This is a genomic window from Paenibacillus sp. 19GGS1-52 (genome assembly GCF_022369515.1).
In the GTDB taxonomy this organism is placed as follows: domain Bacteria; phylum Bacillota; class Bacilli; order Paenibacillales; family Paenibacillaceae; genus Paenibacillus_AQ.
In genome coordinates this window covers 5086939-5109489 of sequence record NZ_CP059724.1, presented here as the reverse complement: position 1 = coordinate 5109489, position 22551 = coordinate 5086939, and the positions used below count along the sequence as shown (strand labels likewise).

Genomic DNA, 22551 nt, shown 5'->3' with positions numbered 1-22551 from the left:
GATGAGAGGCAATGAACTAGAACTACAACTAGAACTCGAACTAGAAACACAATCCATAAACGAAGCAATTGCTGCTCGGGGGAGCTGAATGAAGTGGCAGTTCAAGCTGTGAGCAGCCTCTATGCGGTTGAAGGAGGACTGCTGCTGGCGGAGGAAGTGCTTGAGCCGTCGGTTTACGGTACCTTGTACGGAGTGGGCGTTGGGCCTGGTGATCCGGAACTGATCACGATTAAGGCTTGTCGCCTGTTGCGGGAATGTCCGGTGATTGCCTACCCTGCCACGAAAAAAGGGGGCAAATCCTACGCACATGAAATCGTTGACGTTTACGTGAATGCTGAAGAAAAGATTATGCTGGGACTCGTGTTTCCCATGACCAAAGACCCTGTATTACTAGAGAATAGCTGGAGCCGCACGGTAGAACTGTGCTGGAATGAATTGAAGCAGGGGAAGGATGTGGCCTTTGTAACAGAAGGCGATCCCAATCTGTACAGCACCTTTATTCATTTGGCTCGCTTGATGCAGGAGCTGCATCCCGGAGTGCCAATTGTGTCTATCCCTGGGATTTCTTCGGTATTAGGCGCCGCCGCCGCATTGGAACAGCCACTTGCGGATGGCAATCAGCGGGTTGGTATTATTCCGGCTACAGACGACCGCGAGGCATTGAAGGAGGCGCTCTTGCATCACGATACTGTGGTATTTCTGAAGGTGGCCAAGGTGCTGGATTTGGTGCTGGATGTGCTGGATGAACTAGGTCTCAGTGGAAAAGCATCCGTCGTCACTAAAGTGACTTCTCCTTATGAAGCCGTATGGCATGATGCGCGCGAGCTGCGCGGCAAAGAGCTGGAATATTTGAGCCTGATGGTGGTGAGCAAATGACAAATGAACTAATGACAAATGAGCAGCTGAGAACACTGGAACCAAAGGTGTACATTGTCGGTGCAGGTCCAGGTGATCCCGAGCTGATTACGGTAAAAGGCAGCCGCATCCTGTGCTCGGCAGATCTAGTGCTGTATGCGGACTCTCTGGTCAGCGAGGAGCTGATTCGCAGTGCGAAACCCGGAGCCGAGGTGCTGCAAAGCTCGGGCATGGATCTGGAGCGCCAGGTAGAACTGATGGCAACGGCAGTGCAGGCTGGCAAAAGCGTAGCCCGCGTCCATACCGGTGACCCTTCCATGTACGGAGCGATTCTGGAGCAGATGTCGCTGCTCAAGCTATGCGGCGTCCGCTACGAGATCGTACCGGGGGTCAGCTCTGTTTTTGCCGCTGCGGCTGCGCTGGGCGCGGAGCTGACGGTGCCGGACCTGACGCAGACCGTCATCCTGACGCGTGCGGAAGGTCGCACGCCCGTGCCGGAGCGCGAGCAGTTGCGCCAGCTGGCCGCGCATCATTGCACAGTGGCGCTGTTTCTCAGCGCGTCACTGGCGGGCCACGTGACCGGGGAATTCCTCGCCGCAGGCTGGAATCCCGATACGCCAGTGGCTGTGGTGAAGCGGGCCACCTGGCCGGATCAGCAGATTCTGCGGACAACCGTGCAGAATCTGGAGGCTGACCTGCACGTTGCCGGCATCACGATGCATGCGATGATCCTCGCGGGTTGGGCGCTTGATCCGCAACTAGTTGACCGTGACCAGCATCGTTCGAAGCTCTACGACAAGAGCTTTACCCATGGCTGCAGGGAAGGAGTCGACCCCCTTGCCTAAGAAGTATGCAGCTGTAGCCATTACCAGAAACGGAATTCAGCTGGCACAGCAACTGGGTGAACGGCTGGCCGGCACAGACGTATATTGCTACGCCAAATATAGCGAAGGTTTAGTCGAGAGCGAGGGCCAATACCTGTTTACGGAGCCGGTAAAAGAGCTGCTGCCGTCAGTGTTCAGCCGTTACGAGGGTGTGATTCTGTTCTTTTCGCTAGGTGCAGTCGTCCGTTTAATAGCCCCACTATTGCAAGATAAAAAAACCGATCCCGCCGTAATCGCCATTGACGAGCGCGGCGAGCATGTGATCAGCGTGTTGTCCGGTCATGTGGGCGGGGCAAATGCGCTATGCTTAACTATTGCCAAACTGCTAGACAGCCATCCGGTGATTACAACGGCCTCTGATGTGCAGGGAACCTTTGCAGTGGATCTGCTCGGCCGAGCGTTCGGATGGAAGGCGGACAGCTTTGACAACATGAAAAGCATCAGCGCCGCTCTGGTGAACGGAGAACCCGTCGCCGTGCTGCAGGAAAGCGGCGAGCGCGGCTGGCTGCCCATCGGAGCAACATTGCCGGAGCATGTGCGTCTCTGCAGCAGTGTTGCAGAACTGCTAGAATCGTCCTTCAGCGCGGCGATACTCGTGACCGATCGCTTGCTGGAAGCGCCGGAAGAGTCAACGCTGCTGAACCGGAGTGTCCTATACCGCCCGCGCAGTCTGGTGCTTGGCCTCGGCTGCAATCGGGGCACTTCAGAAGCAGAGCTTGAAGCTGTGGTGAGAGACACGCTGGATGAGCTCAAGCTGTCACTAGCAAGTGTGCGGAACATAGCCACAGCTCAGATTAAAGGGGATGAAGCCGGATTGCTGGCCTTGTGCAGCAAGTACGGCTGGGAGCTTGCTTTGTATTCACCTGAGCAGTTGAACACTATCCCCATCGCGAATCCCTCGGACACGGTATTCAGAGCTACGGGTGCCTACGGCGTATGCGAGCCAGCAGCGTTGTTGTCCTCGGGAGCGGCGGACTGGTTGCTGCGCAAGAAGAAAAGTGGCAATGTGACGATAGCCGTTGCGCGAGTTCTTTTTGACGGAGTGGAGGAATCACTATGAATGAAGAACAGAGGGCTGAGCCAATCTTAAAGCGGCGCAGCCGTTTTATCGTAGCCGGTACTGGCAGTGGCTCGGGCAAAACAACGGTGACACTCGGCCTGATGAGAGCTTGTGCACAGCGCGGGCTGAAGGTGCAGGGCTTCAAATGCGGACCGGATTATATCGACCCGACCTATCATGCGGCTGTAACGGGACGCCCCTCCCATAATCTGGATTCATGGATGACTTCCAGCGACTATTTGTTGGATCACTTTCTGCAGGTTTCAGAGGCGGCGGATGTATCAATTATCGAAGGTGTCATGGGGCTGTACGATGGAAAAGATCGGTTGGGGATTACAGGCTCAACCGCAGAAATAGCCATTCTGACCGATAGCCCTGTGCTGCTGGTCGTAGATGTGCGCAGTATGGGACGCAGCGCGGCGGCGATCGTGCTGGGCTTTCAGCAGCTAGAGCCAAGGGTGCGGATTGCCGCAGTCATTGTTAACCGCTGCGGCAGTGCCAGCCACTATGAAACCGTGAAGGTGGCGATTGAAGAGGCCTGTGGTATTCCGGTCATTGGCTGGCTGCTGCGGGATAGCAGTCTTAGCATTCCAGAGCGGCATTTGGGTCTGCTGCCCGCGATAGAACGGGGAGAGCTGGAGCCTTTATTCAACCGTGCCGCTGAGGTAGTAGCAGAGGGTACAGATCTGGAAAGGCTGCTTGATATCGCTCATGCTGCTACTCCACTTCAAATCCCGCTAGCAGAGTTAGTTTTGCCAGTGGGATTGAACTCAGTCGGACATCGCAGTTGGATAGATCAAGCATCCGGCCTGCACTTCTCTGAAGCTCAATCCGTTCCAATCAACACCTCGCCAGTCATAGCTGTGGCTCGTGACGCGGCCTTTAATTTCTACTACACCGACAATCTGGAGCTGCTGGTTCAGGCAGGTGCCCGCCTGATCGAGTTCAGCCCGCTTCGCGGCGAAGGTGTGCCGGAGCATGCGGATGGACTCTATCTGGGCGGTGGATTTCCAGAGGAATTCGCCTCCGTGATTGCCAGTAATTCTGCCTTTATAGAGGGCTTGCGGGCGGCAGCAGACAACGGTATGCCATTGTATGCAGAATGCGGTGGCTACATGGTGCTGGCCCGTTCGCTTACCGATCGTGCCGGAAGGCAACATGAGATGGCTGGAATCATTCCGGCTCATACCGTCATGCAAGAGCGCAGAGCGGCGCTAGGGTATAGAGAGGTTACCGCGCGTGAAGATAACCTTTTGCTGAAGCAGGGAGAATGCTTACGTGGGCATGAATTTCATTATTCGGTGATGAATTACGATGACGCACAGCACTCTTATGCCTACGACAGCAAAGGCAGGAGCGGAAGCCAGCCGGAGGGATATGTCCGGGGGAACATTATGGCCGCGTATGCACATATTCATCTGGCCTCTTATTTGCCGGCAGCCTTTCGGCTGGTTGAGGCCTGTCGATTATACCGCGAGCAGAGATTGCCTTGAGCAGCACAAACCAGCTGTCGAAGCTTTCGGGTCTGGTATTATATTTTACGGTGGTCTATCCTCCCGAAAAATGATATCGTAAAGAAATGATTAAACAGCTTAATTGTCACTACAAAGCATGAATTTGGGAGGGATTGGCGCAATATGAAGCTTCTTGGAGCAATTGAAGCAGGTGGAACAAAGTTTGTCTGTGGTATTGGAAATGAAGACGGTACGATTATCGAGCGGATCAGCTTTCCGACGACGACCCCGGAAGAGACGATGGGGCAGGTACTTGACTATTTTTCCACCAAAAATGTTGAGGCAATTGGCCTAGGCGCCTTCGGACCGATTGATCCGGTTCTCGGCAGTCCTACTTATGGTTACATAACTACCACTCCGAAGCCGCATTGGGGTCAATATAATCTGGTGGGGACCGTTGCGGAGCATTTCAATGTTCCGATTGGATTTGACACAGATGTGAACGGAGCGGCACTAGGAGAATATAAATGGGGGGCTGCTCAAGGTTTGGACAGCTGTCTGTATATCACGGTTGGAACGGGCATCGGAGCAGGTGCGGTGGTAGGTGGCAAGCTTGTCCATGGACTGTCCCATCCCGAGATGGGACATATTCTTGTACGCCGTCATCCGGAAGATACATATGAAGGATTTTGCCCTTATCATGGCGACTGTTTGGAGGGTCTTGCTGCAGGTCCGGCTATCGGCAAACGCTGGGGCGTACCCGCTGGCGAGCTTTCAATCGATCATCCGGCATGGGAGATGGAAGCGCACTATCTTGCACATGCGTTAATGAATTATGTATTAATTCTGTCTCCGCAGAAGATCGTCATGGGTGGCGGCGTTATGAAGCAAAGCCAACTGTTTCCACTGATCCGCACCAAGCTGCAGGAGCTGCTTCAAGGCTATGTCCAGCACCCAGCGCTGAACAAAGATATTGACAGCTATGTTGTTCCACCACAGCTTGGAGATAATGCAGGGCTTACCGGAGCACTAGGTCTGGCCAAGCTGGCACTCGATAGAGAGTAGTCCAAAAAGAGATTGACTGTTCGGTAATATATGGTATCCTAGGATTTAACAGTATAGCATTTTATGAGGAAGCACCTCTTTCACGTTAATCGTGAGAGAGGTGCTTTTTTTGCGTTTCGGGGCTTGCCCAGCACTGAAATCCCCGAAGCAAGGGTCTTCAAGCCAAGCTGGCTAATGTGCTCACTGTACGTTGAGAAAGGTAGGGAATAATATGCAGATTGTATTTATGAACCGTTTGTCCAGAATGTCAGGGATAGATCAGGAGGTGTATGCCCAGCTTTGGATTGGTGAGGAGGAGGGTATATGGAACCTGGGCTGGCGAGAATTCTCAGAACAAGGGGATAGTCCCGACAGCATATGGTATGAAGGCAGTTCATGGAATGAAATGCTCTGTGTATACAGGCATGAGTTGGCCGTGAAGATGGGAGAGGGCTACCGTCCCTTGATTGAGGGTATATTTCATGAGGAAGAGAGCTTAACGAATCGTAATCAGGAGCAGTTAAAGCTCCAATATTATAGTGAACAGTATGGAAATGAAACAGTTTATGAGGAACTGTGTGCCTGGCGTCGGGGGAAAGCCTCCAGTGAGCGCAAAGCACCTTATATTCTCGCTAGCAATCGGTTACTGCGTTTGTTAAGCGCGTTTCTTCCGCATACAACGGAGGAACTGCTGCAAATTCCGGGTGTGGGTGAAGCCAAAGCTACACAGTTTGGAATGGATTGGCTGGCTATCCTATCCGCAGCACCACGTGAACGGAATTTTCCACTGAATTGGGTGCATGAAGTGATCCATGAGGACTTATTTTCCTCTTGGCTCTATAAGCAGAAGGAGATTAAATATAAGAAGCAGCTGGAGCGGCTGCGGCTGCATCGGCTTCTGCTGCAGGGGATCGAAAGTGGATTGGGATTGGAACAGCTTAAAGGGGAGACCCAAGTGGGCCGTCGCGAATTGCTGGAAGCGGTGGAGGAACTGGAGAAAGATGGTTATTCCGTGGATAAGCTCATTCGGTTTGAGCTAGAAGCAATGCCGCAATCCGAACAGGATGCGGTCTGGAAAGCTTATGGGGAGCTGGGAGATGTATTCTTGAAACCAGTATTGCATAAGGTTTACGGTGAGAATTTCACTGCTGCTGAAGGACTTGATGGGTATTATGAGCGCCTGCGTTTGATTCGCATCCGTTTCCGGCGCGAGCAAACAGCCAAATTAGGTCTTGCCACCAATTTTTAAGGGTTAATTATCTAGTGCATGTTGCCTATCCTGAAGTCGCGGTTAACCTTGAGACGGTTTAGGAGAAATTGGAACTTTGCAGTAATATATATAATGAGTATTGGATTATATAATCGTTCCAATGACCGCCATACAAAGGAGAGGTAAACATGATTGTAACTCTGACTGTTAATCCTAGTGTTGACGCAAGTACAAGCATTAAACAGGTTGTCCCGGACCATAAATTACGCTGCCGTGAAGCTTCCTATAAGCCGGGCGGAGGTGGGGTTAATGTCTCTCGGGCGATCCATCGCTTAGGCGGGGATTCCTTAGCCTTATATACATCAGGGGGCTTACACGGGCAGTTGCTTCATCATATGCTGGAACAAGAGGGTGTAAATCATCAGTCTATTCCGATTGATGGGCAGACTCGGGAGAATCTGATCGTGCTTGAGGAATCAACCGGCCAGCAGTTCAGGTTTGATATGCCAGGTCCGCTCTTTCTGGAGGGGGATTGGGTACGTTGTATTGAACAATTAAAGGCACTGACTGTTACGCCTACATATATCGTGGCAAGCGGCAGTCTGCCTACGGGCTGTCCAACAGATTTCTATGCCCGTGTAGTTGCTGTTGCCAAGCAATGGAATGCCCGGGTGATTGTTGATACTTCAGGGGAGGCGCTGCAGCTGGCTGCTGATGCAGGTGTATATTTATTGAAACCTAATGCGCGTGAACTTGAAGAGCTGAGCGGCCAAGCCATAACTAATGATGAGGAATTGAAGTCGGCGGCCTTGAAGCTTATTCATGAAGGACGGACCGAAGTGGTTGTCGTGTCTTTAGGTGGTGAAGGAGCCATGCTTATTTCTAAAGAAGGCTGCGAGCACCTGAAGGCTCCTGATATTTCAGTTGTAAGCGTAGTCGGCGCGGGTGACAGTTTGGTGGGTGGGGTTGTCTATAGTTTGGAGTTAGGCAGACCTTTGCGCGAAGCGGTGCAGTTCGGAATCGCTGCCGGAGCTGCGGCAGTCATGAATCCGGAGCGGGAACTGTGCAAGCGGGAAGACACCGAGAGATTATTCAAGAGTATGACAGAAGCCAGCAAAGGATAAACCAAAAAGACGAAGGCTTCCTTTACCTTAGGGTATCAGGGGCCTTCGTCTTACATAAAATATAAGAATTTATATGCTTCACGCAATAATTTATCCTTATATTTCTCGAAGAAACGGGTGCCGTCCATATAAAGGACGGCACCCGTTTCTTCTTGTTCGTCCGTTTTTCTTCATAGCCATTCTTTCTTGCGGAAGACAACAAGCATTCCACAGCCTAGCGTTACCATGGCACCAATAACGCCGTAGTAACCATATTTCGTATGGATTTCGGGAATATTTTCAAAGTTCATGCCATAGATTCCGGTAATCACAGTCAGCGGCATGAATATGGTTGTAATCGCCGTAAATACTCTCATAATTTCATTGGCGCGATTGGCGATACTGGATTGGTAGGCTTCACGCAAGTTGCCCATGAGATCGCGGTAGGTCTCAAAGGTTTCAGATATTTTAACTGCATTCTCATAAATATCGCTGAAATACTTTTGCAACTGGTCATCAATCAGGCGGAGGTCTTTTTTGTTCAGAGTGTTGATAACCTCTTTCTGCGGACCCAGCATCTTCTTCAGCCACAGAATTTCGCTTCGCAGACCGATAATTTCGCTGAGATGCGATTTCTTGGTATGCATCAGAATATCTTCTTCAAGCTTCTCTATCCGGACTTCAATTCGGTCGCCAACAGTGAAATAATTATCAACAACAAGGTCGATCAGCAGATACATGAACCGGTCCGGTTCGCTGACCTCCTGTTCCCATAGGATGGGCTTTAGTACGCGCAATTCATTAATTTTTTGTTTGGTCACGGTGATGATGTAATGTCTGCCGAGAAAGATGTTGAGCGAGCGCAGGAAGATTTCTTCATCATCAAAACGGATGCTGTTCACCACAATGAAATAGTGGCTTTCATAAATTTCAATCTTTGGACGTTGATCCTCTTCACTAAGGCAATCCTCCACAGCAAGATCATGCAGATTGAATAAGGGCTGAATCAACATTAAATCCTCTTCATCTGCATCAATCCAATAGAATCCTTCTGTAGGGGGCGTAATAGTCTGTGTAATATCATCAATATTCGTAAAAACCCCTGCATTTACCAGCCGGATTTTCATCTGATTCCACTCCTTCTATCCCTGATCTTCTTCAGGGAAATGCTAATTACAGCACAGAGAAAAAATCAGCTTGGCCGGGGTCATTATGCATGCATAAGGCCAAATGACGGTTCGAGGGCATGAAGAAGAGATGCTCCCGCCGCGGGCAAGCTGATGATAATCCTGTCTGGTTGCTCATTCTGTACATTTAACTGCGAACCTGGGTCGCCATCCATCCTTCTTCTCACCTCTTCTTTTCGTCATTTTGGGGATGAAACACTTGTCTAGTATAACGCCGAGGTATGCCTCTTTCAAGGAAAATTCTTGTCATTTTCAGCACCCTTAAGCATTGTATGGACTTGACGAAAAGGAGGTTCATGATTTAAAGTGAATTTTAAGAAATTAATTGAATACAGCTTAATCTTATCAAGAGCAGGTGGAGGGACTAGCCCGATGAAACCCGGCAACCGGCGTGTGAACGCACGGTGCTAATTCTTGCGGAAGCTTTGCTGGCGTTTTCTTCGCCTAAGCAGAGGTTATCTGGCAGATGAGAGAGGCGCATATGACTGTAGCTATATGACCTTTCTCGTCCCGAGAAGGGTCTTTTTTGTATTATTTTATCCACAATTCGCCTAGCACCAACCAAAAATTCAGCCAAGGAGTGAAAAGTCAATGCCGATCAAAATTCCTGACAGCTTACCGGCAAAAGAAATATTATCCGGAGAAAATATTTTTGTGATGGATGAAAGCCTGGCTTATCATCAGGATATACGTCCATTAAGGATTGCCATATTGAATTTAATGCCCACCAAGGAAACCACAGAAACCCAGTTGCTGCGCTTAATCGGGAACTCACCGCTTCAGGTAGATGTTATACTGCTGCATCCCAGTTCTCATACCTCAAAGAATACATCAGCGGAGCATCTGAAAAGTTTTTATAAAACCTTTGACGAAATCAGCCACCGCCGCTTGGATGGGCTCATCGTTACGGGCGCTCCCGTGGAACAGATGGAGTTCGAGGATGTTACGTATTGGGAAGAACTGCAGAAAATTTTTGAGTGGAGCAAGAAGAATGTAACTTCGACCATGCATATCTGTTGGGCAGCACAGGCAGGATTATACCATCACTTCGGAGTGCGCAAGGAGATCCTACCCGAGAAGTGTTTTGGCGTGTTCCCACATACCTTGGGTGATAACAACTTTAAGCTGCTTCGCGGCTTTGATGAAGTGTTTCATGTGCCACATTCAAGACATACCGATGTCTCCCGTGCAGATATTGAAGCAAATCCGAACCTGCAGATTCTGGCCGAGTCGGAGGAAGCGGGTGTTTATCTGGTAGCAACTGCCGATGGAAAGCAAATTTTTGCTACTGGACACTCCGAGTATGATCCCTTCTCCCTGAAGTGGGAATATGACCGGGACATTTCCAAAGGACTAGAAGTGCCATTACCGAAGCATTACTATCCTAAGGATGATCCTACTCGTACTCCACCTGCCATATGGCGCGCGCATGCTAACTTATTGTTCTCTAATTGGCTCAATTACTATGTATATCAGGAGACCCCTTACGATATTGGTCCGATTATTTAATACTATTTAGGAGGCTTACAGAATGGACGACAAACTCAGGATTGAAAGCAGATTAGCTCAAATTGGTTCGCAGGAAGACCCGGCAACAGGAGCTGTTAATTTTCCCATTTATCAGTCAACGGCTTTTAGGCATCCGCGGTTAGGACAAAGTACAGGGTTTGACTATATTCGCACCAAAAATCCCACCCGCTCCGTGCTGGAGAATGCCGCAGCTGAGCTGGAATCCGGCGACGTTGGCTTTGCTTGCAGCTCCGGTATGGCTGCGTTATCGACAGTCTTCTCTTTATTCGGACAAGGCGACCATCTGGTTGTTTCCCTTGATTTGTATGGTGGAACCTATCGGATGCTGGAACGGATTTTGTCCAAATACGGAATCACTGCCTCCTACGTAGACACTAATGATCTGGAGGCACTAGAAGCCACTCGTCGTCCCAATACTAAAGCCGTATTTATCGAAACACCGACGAATCCGCTGATGATGATTACGGATATTCAGGCGGTGTGTACATGGGCCCGCCAGCATAATATGCTCACGATTGTGGATAATACGCTGCTCACTCCTTTCTTTCAACGGCCTATAGAGCTGGGTGCGGACATTGTTGTCCATAGTGCGACTAAATATTTGGGCGGACATAACGATGTGTTGGCTGGGCTTATAGTAACGAAAGGGAGCGAATTATCAACGGAAATGGCTATGCTGCACAATTCCATTGGTGCTGTACTGGGACCTACTGATAGCTATCAGCTAATGAGAGGCATGAAGACACTGGCGCTGCGGATGGAGCGGCATGAGAGCAATGCGCTGGCATTGGCTCACTATCTGCTGCATCACAAGGCAATAGCGGAAGTATTCCATCCGGGCCTGCCGGATCATCCCGGCTATGAGATTCAGAACCGCCAGTCTTCGGGCAACACCGGTATTTTCTCCTTTAAGGTAAAAGATGCCAAATACGTTGAGCCGCTGCTTCGCCATATCCGTCTGATTGCCTTCGCCGAGAGCCTTGGCGGTGTGGAATCGCTTATGACCTATCCGGCCGTGCAGACTCATGCTGATATCCCTGTGGAAATTCGCGATGCGGTCGGTGTGGATGATCGCCTGCTGCGCTTCTCCGTCGGCATTGAACATGCCAGCGATTTGATCGCTGATCTTGGAAATGCACTGGAAGCAGCCCGCATCGAGCTTGAGGAGGGTATAACTCAAGGAGGTCAGCAAGGATGAGTGACAACAAGGACAAGCTGAAATTTGGCACCAGATTGCTGCATTTCGGTGCGGAAATCGACAAAACAACTGGAGCTTCCAGCGTGCCGATCTATCAGGCGTCCACGTTCCATCATGAGGACATCTACAATCCTCCGCTTCATGATTACAGCCGGTCGGGTAATCCTACCCGCCAGGCTTTGGAGGACTATATTGCTGTTCTGGAGGGGGGAGATCGTGGTTTTGCCTTTGCGTCAGGCATGGCAGCGATTTCCAGCACCTTTTTGCTATTGTCTTCCGGGGATCATGTCATTGTTACGGAGGACGTATATGGTGGTACATACCGATTGCTAACGATGATTCTGAACCGTTTTAATATTCAAAGCACCTTTGTAGATATGACGAATATTGAGCTGGTAAAGGCAGCACTGCAATCCAATACCAAAGCGGTATATATGGAAACTCCGTCAAATCCAACCCTGAGAATAACGGATATCTCCGCCGTTTGCGAGTGGGCGCAGAGCCATGATTTACTCACGATTCTCGACAATACATTCATGACTCCTTATTATCAGCGGCCAATAGAACTAGGTGTGGATATCGTGCTGCACAGTGCAACGAAATTTCTCGGTGGCCATAGCGATGTGCTGGCCGGTCTCGCTGTAACTCGTACAGCAGAACTCAGTGCTCAGATGAAAATGCTGCAAAACGGACTCGGTACGGTCCTTGCTCCACAGGAGAGCTGGCTGCTAATGCGCGGTATGAAGACTCTGGAAGCACGGATGGTGCATAGCGAGAAGAGTGCGATAGCGCTGGCTAAATGGTTGGAGAATCGCAGTGATATCGAGGCTGTTTATTATCCCGGACTGGAGAATCACCCCGGGCGTGAGGTTCATGAACGACAATCCAGTGGTTATGGTGCTGTCGTCTCATTTGATGTAGGATCTGGCGCACGAGCCAAGGCTGTACTGAATCTGGTCACCATTCCTCTGGTAGCTGTAAGTCTCGGAGCGGTGGAGAGTATTCTCTCTTATCCAGCAATGATGTCCCATGCGGCTATGGGTGCAGAGGTCCGCGCTGCTCGTGGAATTACGGACGGACTGCTGCGCTTCTCAGTAGGTCTAGAAGCTATTGAGGATCTGCTTGCTGATCTGGAGCAGGCTTTAGTAGGAGCTTGCGTCAAGTTGTAAATTGTTTTTCAAGCCGCTCAGATTGTGATACGATGGAGAACGAACTTGTTCATAAGTTGTACAAATTTAATCAATCTGCCATACAGTTATGGGCTTAGAGGGAGGCTGCAAACGATGAGTGCGATAGACCTAATTCTGGAGAAGACGCTGAAGGGTGAACGTCTGCAATTGGAAGACACTGTCAGACTATTCGAGAGCAATGAAATTGAGAAGATGGGCGCAGCTGCGAATACAATTATGGAGCGCTGGCACCCGGACCCAGTGACTACGTTTGTAATCGGCCGCAATATTAATTATACGAATGTATGCGATGTGTATTGTCGCTTCTGTGCGTTCTACCGCGCACCAGGTTCGGCCGAGGGGTATGTGCTTCCGGATGAGACCATATTCCAGAAAATCTCCGATACGATTGCTGTTGATGGTACGGAAATCCTGATGCAGGGTGGCACCAATCCGAATCTGCCATTTAGTTATTATACGGATTTACTGCGTGGAATTAAGCAGCGGTTCCCGGACATAACCATGCATTCCTTCTCTCCTGCAGAAATTATGAAGATGAAGGAAGTATCTGGATTAAGCCTTGAAGAGGTAGTGCGCGAGATTCATGCTGCCGGTCTGGATTCTCTGCCGGGAGGTGGTGCGGAAATTCTTGATGACCGTACCCGCCGTAAGATTAGTCGTCTCAAAGGCACTTGGCGTGAGTGGATGGATGTAATGCAAACGGCGCATAAAATAGGAATGAATACGACGGCAACGATGGTAATTGGTTTAGGTGAGAGCATGGAGGAACGAGCGCTGCATCTACTGCGTGTACGCGAGGCGCAGGATGAGTGTATTGCCAATAAATATGACTCCGAAGGGTTTCTAGCCTTTATTTCGTGGACGTTCCAGCCAGATAACACTAACCTTAAACTGGACAGACAGACGCCTGAAGAGTATTTGAAGACCGTTGCGATCAGTCGGTTGGTGCTGGATAATATTAAGAACTTCCAGTCTTCATGGGTAACCATGGGCCCAGATGTTGGCAAGCTTTCCCTTCAATACGGCTGCAATGATTTCGGCAGCACGATGATTGAAGAAAATGTAGTCTCTTCAGCCGGCGCCGTTTATAAAGTGAATATCGAATCCATCACCCAGTTGATCCGTGAAGCTGGCAAAATCCCGGCGCAGCGCAATACACGCTACGATATCCTGCGGGTATTCGATGATGCCAATGCCAAGATCGATAATGATTTTGTGATGCAGAACTAAACGAACTGGATAGGAATTTAAAGATTTAAATACACGCTTGCTGACCATCAATCTCTTAAATAGAGATTATGGATCGGCAAGCGTTTTTTATGATACCAGAACATGAATAGTTGCGGTTCAAACTTGGTGGACTATAGAGCCACTATTTCACTTTCGAGGGTGGATAGGGAACAGGGAGCGGACTTAGGAGACACTATTGAAACAACAATAGGTTCTTTTAGGAAGGAATTATGTTAATAGCGTCGCTGGTGTCCACCAAACTAGCAAAGGGCCTGATTTTGAGCAAATAGCGGATTTTTAGTCCGGTTCTGGCTTGTGCCCTCTCGGCTGAAAGAAGTTGTGGTTTAAAATCATGAATAAGTACTTGAAATGTTTAAATTATTGATTTACAATTTAAACCATAAGTGATATCATAATCATATCAAAACTATATCTTCTTGGGGGAGTATTTTATGAAGGAGAAAACGCTGCATCCGGTTAGTGGTTTCTGGGTCATTGCTTTAATTGCTGTCTGTTTGGCGGGGGGGATTTACGGTGCTGTTCAGGAGTATATTACGGTGCCAGTCATCCTATTCGTATTAGCTGCAGTGCTGTTAACCAGCATAACTGTTGTGCAGCCAAATAAGTCAGTCGTAGTGACTTTTTTTGGCCAATATGTGGGGACGATCGTGAGTAGCGGGTTATTTGCAGTTATTCCATTTAGTGTTCGTAAGACAGTCTCACTTAGAGTACGTAACTTTAACAGCGCCATGCTGAAGGTCAACGATGTTGAAGGTAATCCGGTTGAAATTGCCGCAGTTATCGTATTCAAAGTCATTAATTCAGCCAAAGCATTGTTCGATGTAGATAAATATATGGCTTTTGTAGAGATCCAGAGTGAGACCGCACTGCGCCATGTAGCTAGTAAGTATCCGTACGATAACTTCAATGAAACTGGCATGTCTCTGCGGGCCAATGCCGATGAAATTGCTAAAGAACTGGCAGGAGAGTTGCAGGAACGGTTGTCGTTGTCCGGTGTAGAAGTTATTGAAGCACGGCTGACACATCTAGCCTATGCGACTGAAATCGCCAGCACAATGCTGCAGCGTCAACAGGCATCTGCCATTCTGGCTGCACGGCAGATTATCGTGGAGGGTGCTGTTGGGATGGTGGATATGGCCATCAAGAAGCTCAAGTCAGATGGCATTGTAGAGCTCGACGAAGAACGTAAAGCAGCGATGATCAACAATCTGATGGTGGCCATAGTGTCGGAACGCGGAGCGAGTCCGGTGATTAACGCCGGATCGTTGTACTAAAGGAGGTGTATCATGGCGGCCAAGAAAAGCTTTCCGCTGCGGATCGATCCCGATCTGCACGAAGCGCTGGAGCGTTGGGCAGTAGATGAATTACGCAGCGTAAACGGACATATTGAGTACTTGCTGCGTGAATCTTTGAAGCGCGCAGGCCGCTTGCCTGAAAGAAAACGCCAGGAAGATTAGCTTATATCTATACTTTCGACATTTCGGGCGATCTTCCGACTTGACTAAGCAGAGAGTGCAGACTTATAATTACCGTAATTCACGTTAATAGCTTCGACAAAGATATGAGTCGATCGTTCAGGACCGTTCAGAGAGAGGAAACGCAGGCTGTAATTTCCTCCGGTGCCGGCTTTTGATTTACCCCTTTGTAGCTGCGGTTATGAAATCCCTAAGTGGGATAGTAAGAACCGCCGGTTCATGGCCGTTATTCCCATGCTTAAGAAGGATTTATCTCTGGTGGCTGCTTGTTTAGCGGAGCAGAGAGAGTCGAATTTGGGTGGAACCACGGGTGCAATCACTCGTCCCTTTGCGGGACGGGTGTTTTTTGTATGCGTGGATATTTCCGTTCCGCAAGCAGTAAGCGGCCGATTGCATAGGCTAACCATACTAAGAGGAGTGAAACATTATGACAGTTAGTATTAAGCTTCCGGACGGCTCAGTCCGGGAATACGCAGACGGCAGCAGTATCGATGATGTAGCCGCTTCTATCAGCAGCGGGCTCCGCAAGAATGCGGCGGCAGGTAAATTGAACGGGATCGTCGTGGATTTATCAACTCCACTAGAAGAGGGCGCACTGGTAGAAATCGTGATTTTGGATTCGCCGGAAGGTCTGGAAGTTATGCGTCACAGTACAGCTCATTTGATGGCCCAGGCGGTTAGACGGCTGTTCGGAACTAAAGAAGTTAAGCTTGGTGTGGGTCCGGTGATTGAAGATGGCTTCTTCTACGATATGGATCTGGAGCATCCACTGAATCCGGAAGATCTGTTAAAGATAGAGAAGGAAATGGAACGTATTGTTTCCGAGAATCTGCCGATCGTACGTAAAGAAGTTAGCCGCAAGGAAGCTTTGGACATTTTTGGCGAACTGGGAGATCCCTATAAGCTGGAACTAATCGAGGGTCTGCCGGAGGAGAGCGTGATCACTATTTATGAACAGGGTGAGTTCTTCGACCTGTGTCGTGGTCCGCATCTGCCATCTACTTCCAAGATCAAAGTGTTCAAGTTGATGAGCGTAGCGGGTGCTTACTGGCGCGGCGACAGCAAGAACAAGATGATGCAACGGATATATGGCACAGCCTGGTTCAAAAAAGCACAGCTGGAAGAGCATCTACGTCTGCTTGAGGAAGCGAAGAAACGTGACCACCGCAAGCTGGGCAAAGAGCTGGAAATCTTTACTTTTAATAATCTAGTGGGTCAAGGACTACCGATTTGGTTGCCAAAGGGTGCCAAGGTGCGCAGTATTCTGGAACGCTATATCGTTGACCTCGAAGCCAGCCTGGGATATCAGCATGTCTATACTCCGGTGCTTGGGAATGTAGAATTGTATAAGACTTCTGGGCACTGGGAGCATTACCAAGAGGATATGTTTCCAAAAATGACCATTGATAATGAGGAGTTTGTGCTTCGTCCAATGAACTGCCCTCATCATATGATGATTTATAAGAGCTCCATGCATAGCTACCGTGATCTGCCGATCCGGATTGCCGAGCTTGGCATTCAGCATCGTTACGAAATGTCCGGAGCTCTGACAGGTCTGCACCGTGTTCGCTCTATGACTTTGAACGATGCACATATTTTCTGTCGACTGGATCAAATCAAGGGTGAATTTACTCGTGTAATCGAGTTGATCAAGCAAGTCTACAGTGACTTTGGAATTCATGATTATCGCTTCCGTTTATCCTACCGTGATCCTAAGGATACCGAGAAATACTTCCAGAACGATGAGATGTGGGAGACTGCGCAACGGATGCTGCGTGAGGTTGTAGAGGAAGCCGGCTTGCCATTCTACGAAGCAGAAGGCGAAGCAGCCTTTTACGGACCGAAGCTGGATGTGCAGATCAAGACTGTATTGGGCAAGGAAGAAACTTTGTCTACTGCTCAGATCGACTTCCTGCTGCCAGAACGCTTTGAACTGGAATATGTAGGTGATGACGGTCAAAAACATCGTCCGGTCGTGCTGCATCGCGGAATTCTGGGAACTATGGAACGTTTCGTAGCCTTTTTGCTGGAGAATTTTGCCGGTGCATTGCCGCTTTGGTTGTCTCCTCAGCAGGTCAAGGTTATTCCCGTTTCTACGGCTTTTGATGATTATGCGAATGAAGTTACTGACAAGCTGCGCCGCCGCGGAATTTCTGCTGAAGCGGATCTGCGCAATGAGAAGCTTGGCTACAAGATTCGTGAAGCACAGCTGGAGAAGCTGCCTTACATGTTCGTAATCGGTGAGAACGAGCAAAATGCTGGAACGGTGTCCATCCGCAAGCGCGGCGAAGGTGATCTTGGAGCCAAACCGCTGGATGAAGTCATTGAATCCTTAGTCCAGGAAATTGCCAATCGCGTAATCTCTTAAACTATTTTTAACAGCCTCTGACTTATGCCCATGAAGATCTTTTACTAGTCTTCATGTATAAAATTTTGTGGAATGGGAAACCTTCGCTAGTAGGGGGAGGTTTATCACATGAACAAAATGGGCATAGGCCAGAGGTTTTGGTGTCTTATCGTAACATTTGCACTTCTGCTGTCAGTAGCCGGTGTATATCCGAATTCCGAACATAAAGCAGCTGAGGCCAATGGAGCGGGAGACACTTCCAAGCAACTGAGCAATAACATAACGCAATCGGAGTCTTTGCAATATAAACAGGTATTAACAGCTGCAGCATCATTTAAAAATTCTGCCCAGAGCAGGGTACTAGCGAACGGCCAAGCTATTTTACAGTCTCAGCAGTCACAGAAGTCACAGAAGTCTCAGCAATCCGTTTCCGGGCAAGCATTCCGCTCAAGAACATTAGAATCAAAGCCCGTGACGACGAAATCACCACAAGTAACGAAGAAGCCGTCTGTAATCTCCACGACTACACCAGCACCAGCTTCCGTACCTGTAGCGGCGCCAGCACCAGAGCAGATAATCACAACACTGAAGGTAACCGCAACTGGCTACACGGCCGGCTATGAATCCACAGGGAAAACGGCAAAGCATCCTCAATACGGAATCACATACTCAGGGGTCAAGGTCCGCAGAGATAAAAATACAGTTTCGACTATAGCCGCAGATCCGAAAATATTGCCACTGGGCAGCGTTCTTTATATACCTGGCTATGGCTACGCTGTTGTCGCAGATACGGGATCGGCTATTAAAGGCCGGAAGATTGATTTATATTTTTCCACCACGAAACAGGTTTACAAGGAATGGGGCAAGAAGACCGTTGTCGTTCAGCTCATTAAGCGTGGGAAAGGTAAGTGTACAGAGGTCATGCTGAAGAATCTCAGCCAGGCGATTGAAACCTATAACACCGTGCCGCAATCCCTGTTGGAGGAAGTTATTTGAAATGCAGGGTAGACGGAGTTCAGTAGCTTGAATTTTTTTTCACTTAGGAATGTATAATAGTTGCTTCCTCATCCCATAATACGGACTGGGGCAAAGCAGTAGCCTCTTTCAAGATGTTCTCAGAGTCAGCAGGAGTGTATGCGGCACGAGAGAAAAGGGAGGTGAATTTCCGTGGCCAATACTAAAAAATCAAAGGTACAAGAAAACTATAAAACACCTAATCAAAAATACAATGCTGAATTTGCTGTTGAGAATGATGGCGCAGCTAAGCAGAGTGGAAATAATGTTGCTAAACCGGTCCAAAAACCACAGCAGTAACACTTGTAACACCATTACAGGTAACTATTGAAAAAAAGGATTGTCTGTAAATCAGCTGAGTAAGCTGAAACGGACAGTCCTTTTGCTGTTTATACACGCATACATAAGAAGTATAATAGTAAATTAACCCAACCCCTCCGTCTGGAGACTGAGGAGAGATTCCTTCTCACGCCGCTGTTCTCAGCCGCTTCATTCCTGTAGACTAGGGTCATAAGGTTACAGAAGAGCGTTTCCAATAACATAAAGGGGAAATGAGATATGAAAAGACGGTTCACAAGCCAGGTGCTTGGTGGTTTGATCCTGATCGGTCTTGGTGCAATGTTCCTGCTCAGACAGCTGGGTTACACTGATTTCAGCATAGGTTATCTGGCCTCCAACTACTGGCCGGTCATATTGATCATAATGGGTGTGCAGCGCTTGCTCTCTACTGGTGATTACAACAACTCCAAGGGTTCTTCAACAATCGGTGGTTTTTTCTTTCTGGCGATCGGTGTTTTTTTCCTCGGCCGCAATTTGGACTGGTTCGATCTTTCGGCTGGTGAATTTTTCAAAATGTTCATTCCGGTGATGCTGATTGGCGGCGGACTGTACGTGATCTTTAAACCACGTGGAACTACGCCACCCGTTCCGCCAGCTCCACCCGTTCCGCCAAGCTATTATCCTCCTGGAAAAAGCGCTGCGCCATTAGATGCTGAGCCCCCTAAGCCGCTGGAGTCCACATTGGACGAACAGTTCGAGCAGAAGTTCGGCAAGCCTTCCGGAGAGCGGGATTGGAATAAATATCTTCATAAGGATGAAGATGAAGAAGAGTCGGAGCCGGATTCCTATAAATCTTATGCCAGCTCCCGCTGGCAGGAGAAGCAGGACCGTCATGAACGCAGACGTCAGGAGCGGCATGAACGGCATGCCCGCAGACATGGCGAGTGGCATGAAGATTTCAATGAGGCAGATGGAGGCAAGGAAACGACACACCGTTCCGCTTTTATCGGAGATGTTCATATGGGCCGAGAGCATTTTCAGCTAAAAAATACAAATATCTCACAGTTCATTGGCGACACGGTGCTGGATCTTACCAACGCGCAAATCGCTTACGGTGAGACGAAGATTAATATTTCTGCTTTTATCGGCGATATCAAAGTCTACATCCCGAATGATATGGATTTGGGCATATCGGTTAACAGCAGCTCTTTTATTGGTGATATGCAAGTACTAGAGCAATCGCGTAGCGGGTTTATGAGCAGTGTTCAATGCAAGACACCTTACTATAAGGAAGCAGGCAAAAAAGTCCGGATCAACGTAAGTGCTTTTATTGGTGACATTAAAGTTAAAACGGTGGGTTAAGATGGGGACAATCTTCAGCAATACCAAATGGATGTTGTCTATCTATTTCCTCCTCAGCGGTGGTGTGACTGCTGGACTGATGTATGCGGGCAGTTGCCTGGGCTATATTAAAGTTGTGGATTATCGGATGTGGGTTTACCTATGTATTGGGATTGTGCTGTTTTCAGTGATTATCGGTTATATGGCAGGTCAACGGATTCAGCGCCGTGTCGATCATCTCGACCTGAACATGCTGCAGGTAGCGAAGGGTAATCTTTCTGTGCGGATGCCGGAAAGCGATGATCAATCTTTTGCAAGAGTGTACCACGAATTCAACAGTATGATGGATACGGTGGAGAACAAAATGCAACTGCTGCAGCGATTGGGTGAGCAGGAGGTTATCGAGAAGGAACAGGCGGCGGAGAGTGCGGTACTTGAGGAGCGGAGGCGGATGGCCCGTGATCTACATGATACGGTGAGCCAGCAGCTTTTTGCTATCCACATGTCCGCCTCTTCGCTGCCTAAAGTGCTAGAACGTAATGTTGAACAAGGTCAAACCGTCATGAACCAGTTAATTACGATGTCTCAAATGGCGCAAAAGCAGATGAGAGCACTAATTGCGCAGCTGCGTCCGGTAGAGCTGGAAGGTCGAACACTGTTCGAAGCGCTGGAGAAATGGTTCCCGGACTATTGCCGCCAGAACGGTCTGAAAGGCATGAAGGAGCTTGAATTGCAGGGCGAGCTGTCCGAGGCGATTGAGCATCAGTTATTCCTGATTATCCAAGAGGCCATGGCCAATATTGTAAAACATGCTATAGCACGGATTGTCAGTTTATCACTTCGTGAAACGCCGAGACAGGTTGTGATGAGCATTAGCGATGACGGGCAAGGTTTCGAAAATGTGCAACATAAGCAAGGTTCCTATGGACTTACAACGATGCGTGAGCGTGCCGAGAAGCTAGGCGGACAAGTAGAGATTATTAGCCGCAGAGGCGCGGGAACAACGATCCGTGTACATATCCCTAAGTTTTTGCAAGAGAGCCATGAGCCGGAGGAGAACGGAACGCTTGGTACAGAAGTATAGTTTAAGCATATGCTTACGAAGTGAGTTTTATTGCGTTGGAAATTCAAGTAGCTAAGCTTCATAAAACTAGGCGTAGGCTTACGAAGCGAGTTTTGTACGAAGTAACGCAGTGAAGTGATGCTAACAAAACTTTTAGGAGGACTGACATGAGTGTCATTAAAGTGCTAATTGTTGATGATCATGACATGGTGAGAATGGGCCTCAAGACTTATCTAATGCTGGAGCCCAAATTCGAGGTTACCGGTGAGGCGGCAAACGGACTGGAGGCACTGGAGATGCTGCGTGCGGGCGGACAGGAAGCTCTGCCAGACCTCGTGCTGATGGATCTAATGATGCCGGTGATGAACGGAGCAGAAACCACCAAGGCCGTGATGTCCGAATTCCCTGGTCTCAAAATAGTGATCTTAACCAGCTTCCTCGAGGATGATCTGGTAGTGGATGCCATTGAAGCGGGAGCTATCAGCTATGTGCTCAAAACCGTGTCGGCAGAGGAACTCATTTATGCGCTCCAGGGAGCCTATCGCGGTATGCCCGTGATGACCGGTGATGTATCGCAGGCTCTGACCCGCGGTATCCGCCAGCGTACAGTGCAGGGCGATTCCTCCGGCTTAACGGAACGTGAGAAGGAAGTCCTGCTGCTCATTGCCGAGGGCAAGAACAACAAGGATATTGGCGAGGAACTGCATATTAGTATCAAAACAGTGAAGACGCATGTCAGCAACCTGTTGATGAAATGCGAACTGGATGACCGTACCCAACTGGCAATTTACGCTCACCGCAAGGGCTGGGCCCAGGGATAAAATTATTGACAGACCCACGTTTATGCTCCACTCACTCTCAACTGGGGTGCGGAAAGGAAGTTAGTTGCACTCCATACAGCTAAAAGGAGCCATAAAGACTTCCGGTGGATTTTAATTGTATTCGCTGCAACTAAAATCCAGCGAAATGCGGTTTGTTAGCTCATTCTGGAGATTTACCTGCATAGAATACAATTAACTGCGATGTGCTGCATAAGCTTTTTTAATTGCACGAAGTACACTTAACT

At 48.9% G+C, this 22551-nt stretch carries 19 protein-coding genes, 1 pseudogene and 1 riboswitch; of the genes and pseudogenes, 19 read left to right on the top strand and 1 reads right to left on the bottom strand.

Going from position 1 to position 22551, the window contains the following annotated elements; all coding sequences use genetic code 11:
* The first annotated feature begins 156 nt into the window (after nt 1–156).
* The 7 genes from cobI to H1230_RS23720 all read left to right on the top strand — a co-directional run bounded on the left by cobI (nt 157) and on the right by H1230_RS23720 (nt 7631).
* A complete protein-coding gene (gene cobI / locus H1230_RS23750) occupies nt 157–876 on the top strand; it encodes a precorrin-2 C(20)-methyltransferase (protein ID WP_239717525.1) in 720 nt (239 codons plus the stop codon).
* A complete protein-coding gene (gene cobM / locus H1230_RS23745; RefSeq protein WP_239712323.1) occupies nt 873–1700 on the top strand; it encodes a precorrin-4 C(11)-methyltransferase in 828 nt (275 codons plus the stop codon). Before cobI ends, cobM begins: the two co-directional genes overlap by 4 nt.
* Nucleotides 1693–2799 (top strand): cobalt-precorrin 5A hydrolase, encoded by a 1107-nt coding sequence (locus H1230_RS23740; protein ID WP_239712322.1) that lies wholly within the window; start codon nt 1693–1695, stop codon nt 2797–2799. Before cobM ends, H1230_RS23740 begins: the two co-directional genes overlap by 8 nt.
* Nucleotides 2796–4292 carry a cobyrinic acid a,c-diamide synthase CobB gene (locus tag H1230_RS23735; RefSeq protein WP_239712321.1) on the top strand — a complete coding sequence of 499 codons (1497 nt, stop codon included), beginning with the start codon at nt 2796–2798 and terminating at the stop codon, nt 4290–4292. Before H1230_RS23740 ends, H1230_RS23735 begins: the two co-directional genes overlap by 4 nt.
* 144 nt (nt 4293–4436) lie before the next feature.
* On the top strand, nt 4437–5318 hold the full coding sequence (locus tag H1230_RS23730; RefSeq protein ID WP_239712320.1) for an ROK family protein: 882 nt from the start codon (nt 4437–4439) through the stop codon (nt 5316–5318).
* Between the two features lie 211 nt (nt 5319–5529).
* Nucleotides 5530–6546, top strand: coding sequence for an HRDC domain-containing protein (locus tag H1230_RS23725; RefSeq protein WP_239712319.1), 1017 nt, complete (start codon nt 5530–5532; stop codon nt 6544–6546).
* A gap of 149 nt (nt 6547–6695) precedes the next feature.
* Nucleotides 6696–7631 carry a 1-phosphofructokinase family hexose kinase gene (locus H1230_RS23720; RefSeq protein WP_239712318.1) on the top strand — a complete coding sequence of 312 codons (936 nt, stop codon included), beginning with the start codon at nt 6696–6698 and terminating at the stop codon, nt 7629–7631.
* A 170-nt stretch (nt 7632–7801) separates the two neighbouring features.
* On the opposite strand, the gene corA is transcribed toward H1230_RS23720, so the two are convergent.
* The gene (gene corA / locus H1230_RS23715; RefSeq protein ID WP_239712317.1) at nt 7802–8737 is read right to left on the bottom strand and encodes a magnesium/cobalt transporter CorA; all 936 of its coding nucleotides are present in this window, start codon (nt 8735–8737) and stop codon (nt 7802–7804) included.
* A 399-nt stretch (nt 8738–9136) separates the two neighbouring features.
* A riboswitch (SAM riboswitch) is annotated at nt 9137–9270 on the top strand.
* Nucleotides 9271–9388: 118 nt separating this feature from the next.
* Here corA and metA point away from each other — a divergent pair.
* The 12 genes and pseudogenes from metA (at nt 9389) to H1230_RS23655 (ending at nt 22306) form a co-directional block, all read left to right on the top strand.
* Nucleotides 9389–10306: a homoserine O-acetyltransferase MetA gene (gene metA / locus H1230_RS23710; protein WP_239712316.1), complete on the top strand. Its 918-nt coding sequence runs from the start codon at nt 9389–9391 to the stop codon at nt 10304–10306.
* 22 nt (nt 10307–10328) lie between these two features.
* Nucleotides 10329–11525 (top strand): aminotransferase class I/II-fold pyridoxal phosphate-dependent enzyme, encoded by a 1197-nt coding sequence (locus H1230_RS23705; RefSeq protein ID WP_239712315.1) that lies wholly within the window; start codon nt 10329–10331, stop codon nt 11523–11525.
* A complete protein-coding gene (locus H1230_RS23700) occupies nt 11522–12694 on the top strand; it encodes a trans-sulfuration enzyme family protein (RefSeq protein ID WP_239712314.1) in 1173 nt (390 codons plus the stop codon). Before H1230_RS23705 ends, H1230_RS23700 begins: the two co-directional genes overlap by 4 nt.
* Before the next feature lie 114 nt (nt 12695–12808).
* Nucleotides 12809–13945: a cyclic dehypoxanthinyl futalosine synthase gene (mqnC, locus tag H1230_RS23695; RefSeq protein ID WP_239712313.1), complete on the top strand. Its 1137-nt coding sequence runs from the start codon at nt 12809–12811 to the stop codon at nt 13943–13945.
* Nucleotides 13946–14397: 452 nt separating this feature from the next.
* Complete coding sequence (locus tag H1230_RS23690) at nt 14398–15240, top strand: SPFH domain-containing protein (protein WP_239712312.1); 843 nt, start codon at nt 14398–14400, stop codon at nt 15238–15240.
* A gap of 12 nt (nt 15241–15252) precedes the next feature.
* The gene (locus H1230_RS23685) at nt 15253–15423 is read left to right on the top strand and encodes a type II toxin-antitoxin system antitoxin (protein WP_239712311.1); all 171 of its coding nucleotides are present in this window, start codon (nt 15253–15255) and stop codon (nt 15421–15423) included.
* A 445-nt stretch (nt 15424–15868) separates the two neighbouring features.
* The gene (thrS, locus tag H1230_RS23680; protein WP_239712310.1) at nt 15869–17809 is read left to right on the top strand and encodes a threonine--tRNA ligase; all 1941 of its coding nucleotides are present in this window, start codon (nt 15869–15871) and stop codon (nt 17807–17809) included.
* Between the two features lie 519 nt (nt 17810–18328).
* Nucleotides 18329–18784 (top strand): annotated as a pseudogene (locus H1230_RS23675) (3D domain-containing protein); the annotation flags it as partial.
* Nucleotides 18785–18955: 171 nt separating this feature from the next.
* Nucleotides 18956–19102 carry a hypothetical protein gene (locus H1230_RS23670; RefSeq protein WP_239712309.1) on the top strand — a complete coding sequence of 49 codons (147 nt, stop codon included), beginning with the start codon at nt 18956–18958 and terminating at the stop codon, nt 19100–19102.
* A 258-nt stretch (nt 19103–19360) separates the two neighbouring features.
* Entirely contained in the window at nt 19361–20443 is a 1083-nt protein-coding gene (liaF, locus tag H1230_RS23665; RefSeq protein WP_239712308.1) for a cell wall-active antibiotics response protein LiaF, read from the top strand.
* A gap of 1 nt (nt 20444) precedes the next feature.
* Nucleotides 20445–21506, top strand: coding sequence for a HAMP domain-containing sensor histidine kinase (locus H1230_RS23660; protein ID WP_239712307.1), 1062 nt, complete (start codon nt 20445–20447; stop codon nt 21504–21506).
* 146 nt (nt 21507–21652) lie between these two features.
* Nucleotides 21653–22306, top strand: a complete 654-nt coding sequence (locus tag H1230_RS23655; RefSeq protein WP_154121369.1) for a response regulator — start codon at nt 21653–21655, stop codon at nt 22304–22306.
* Nucleotides 22307–22551 lie beyond the last annotated feature (245 nt).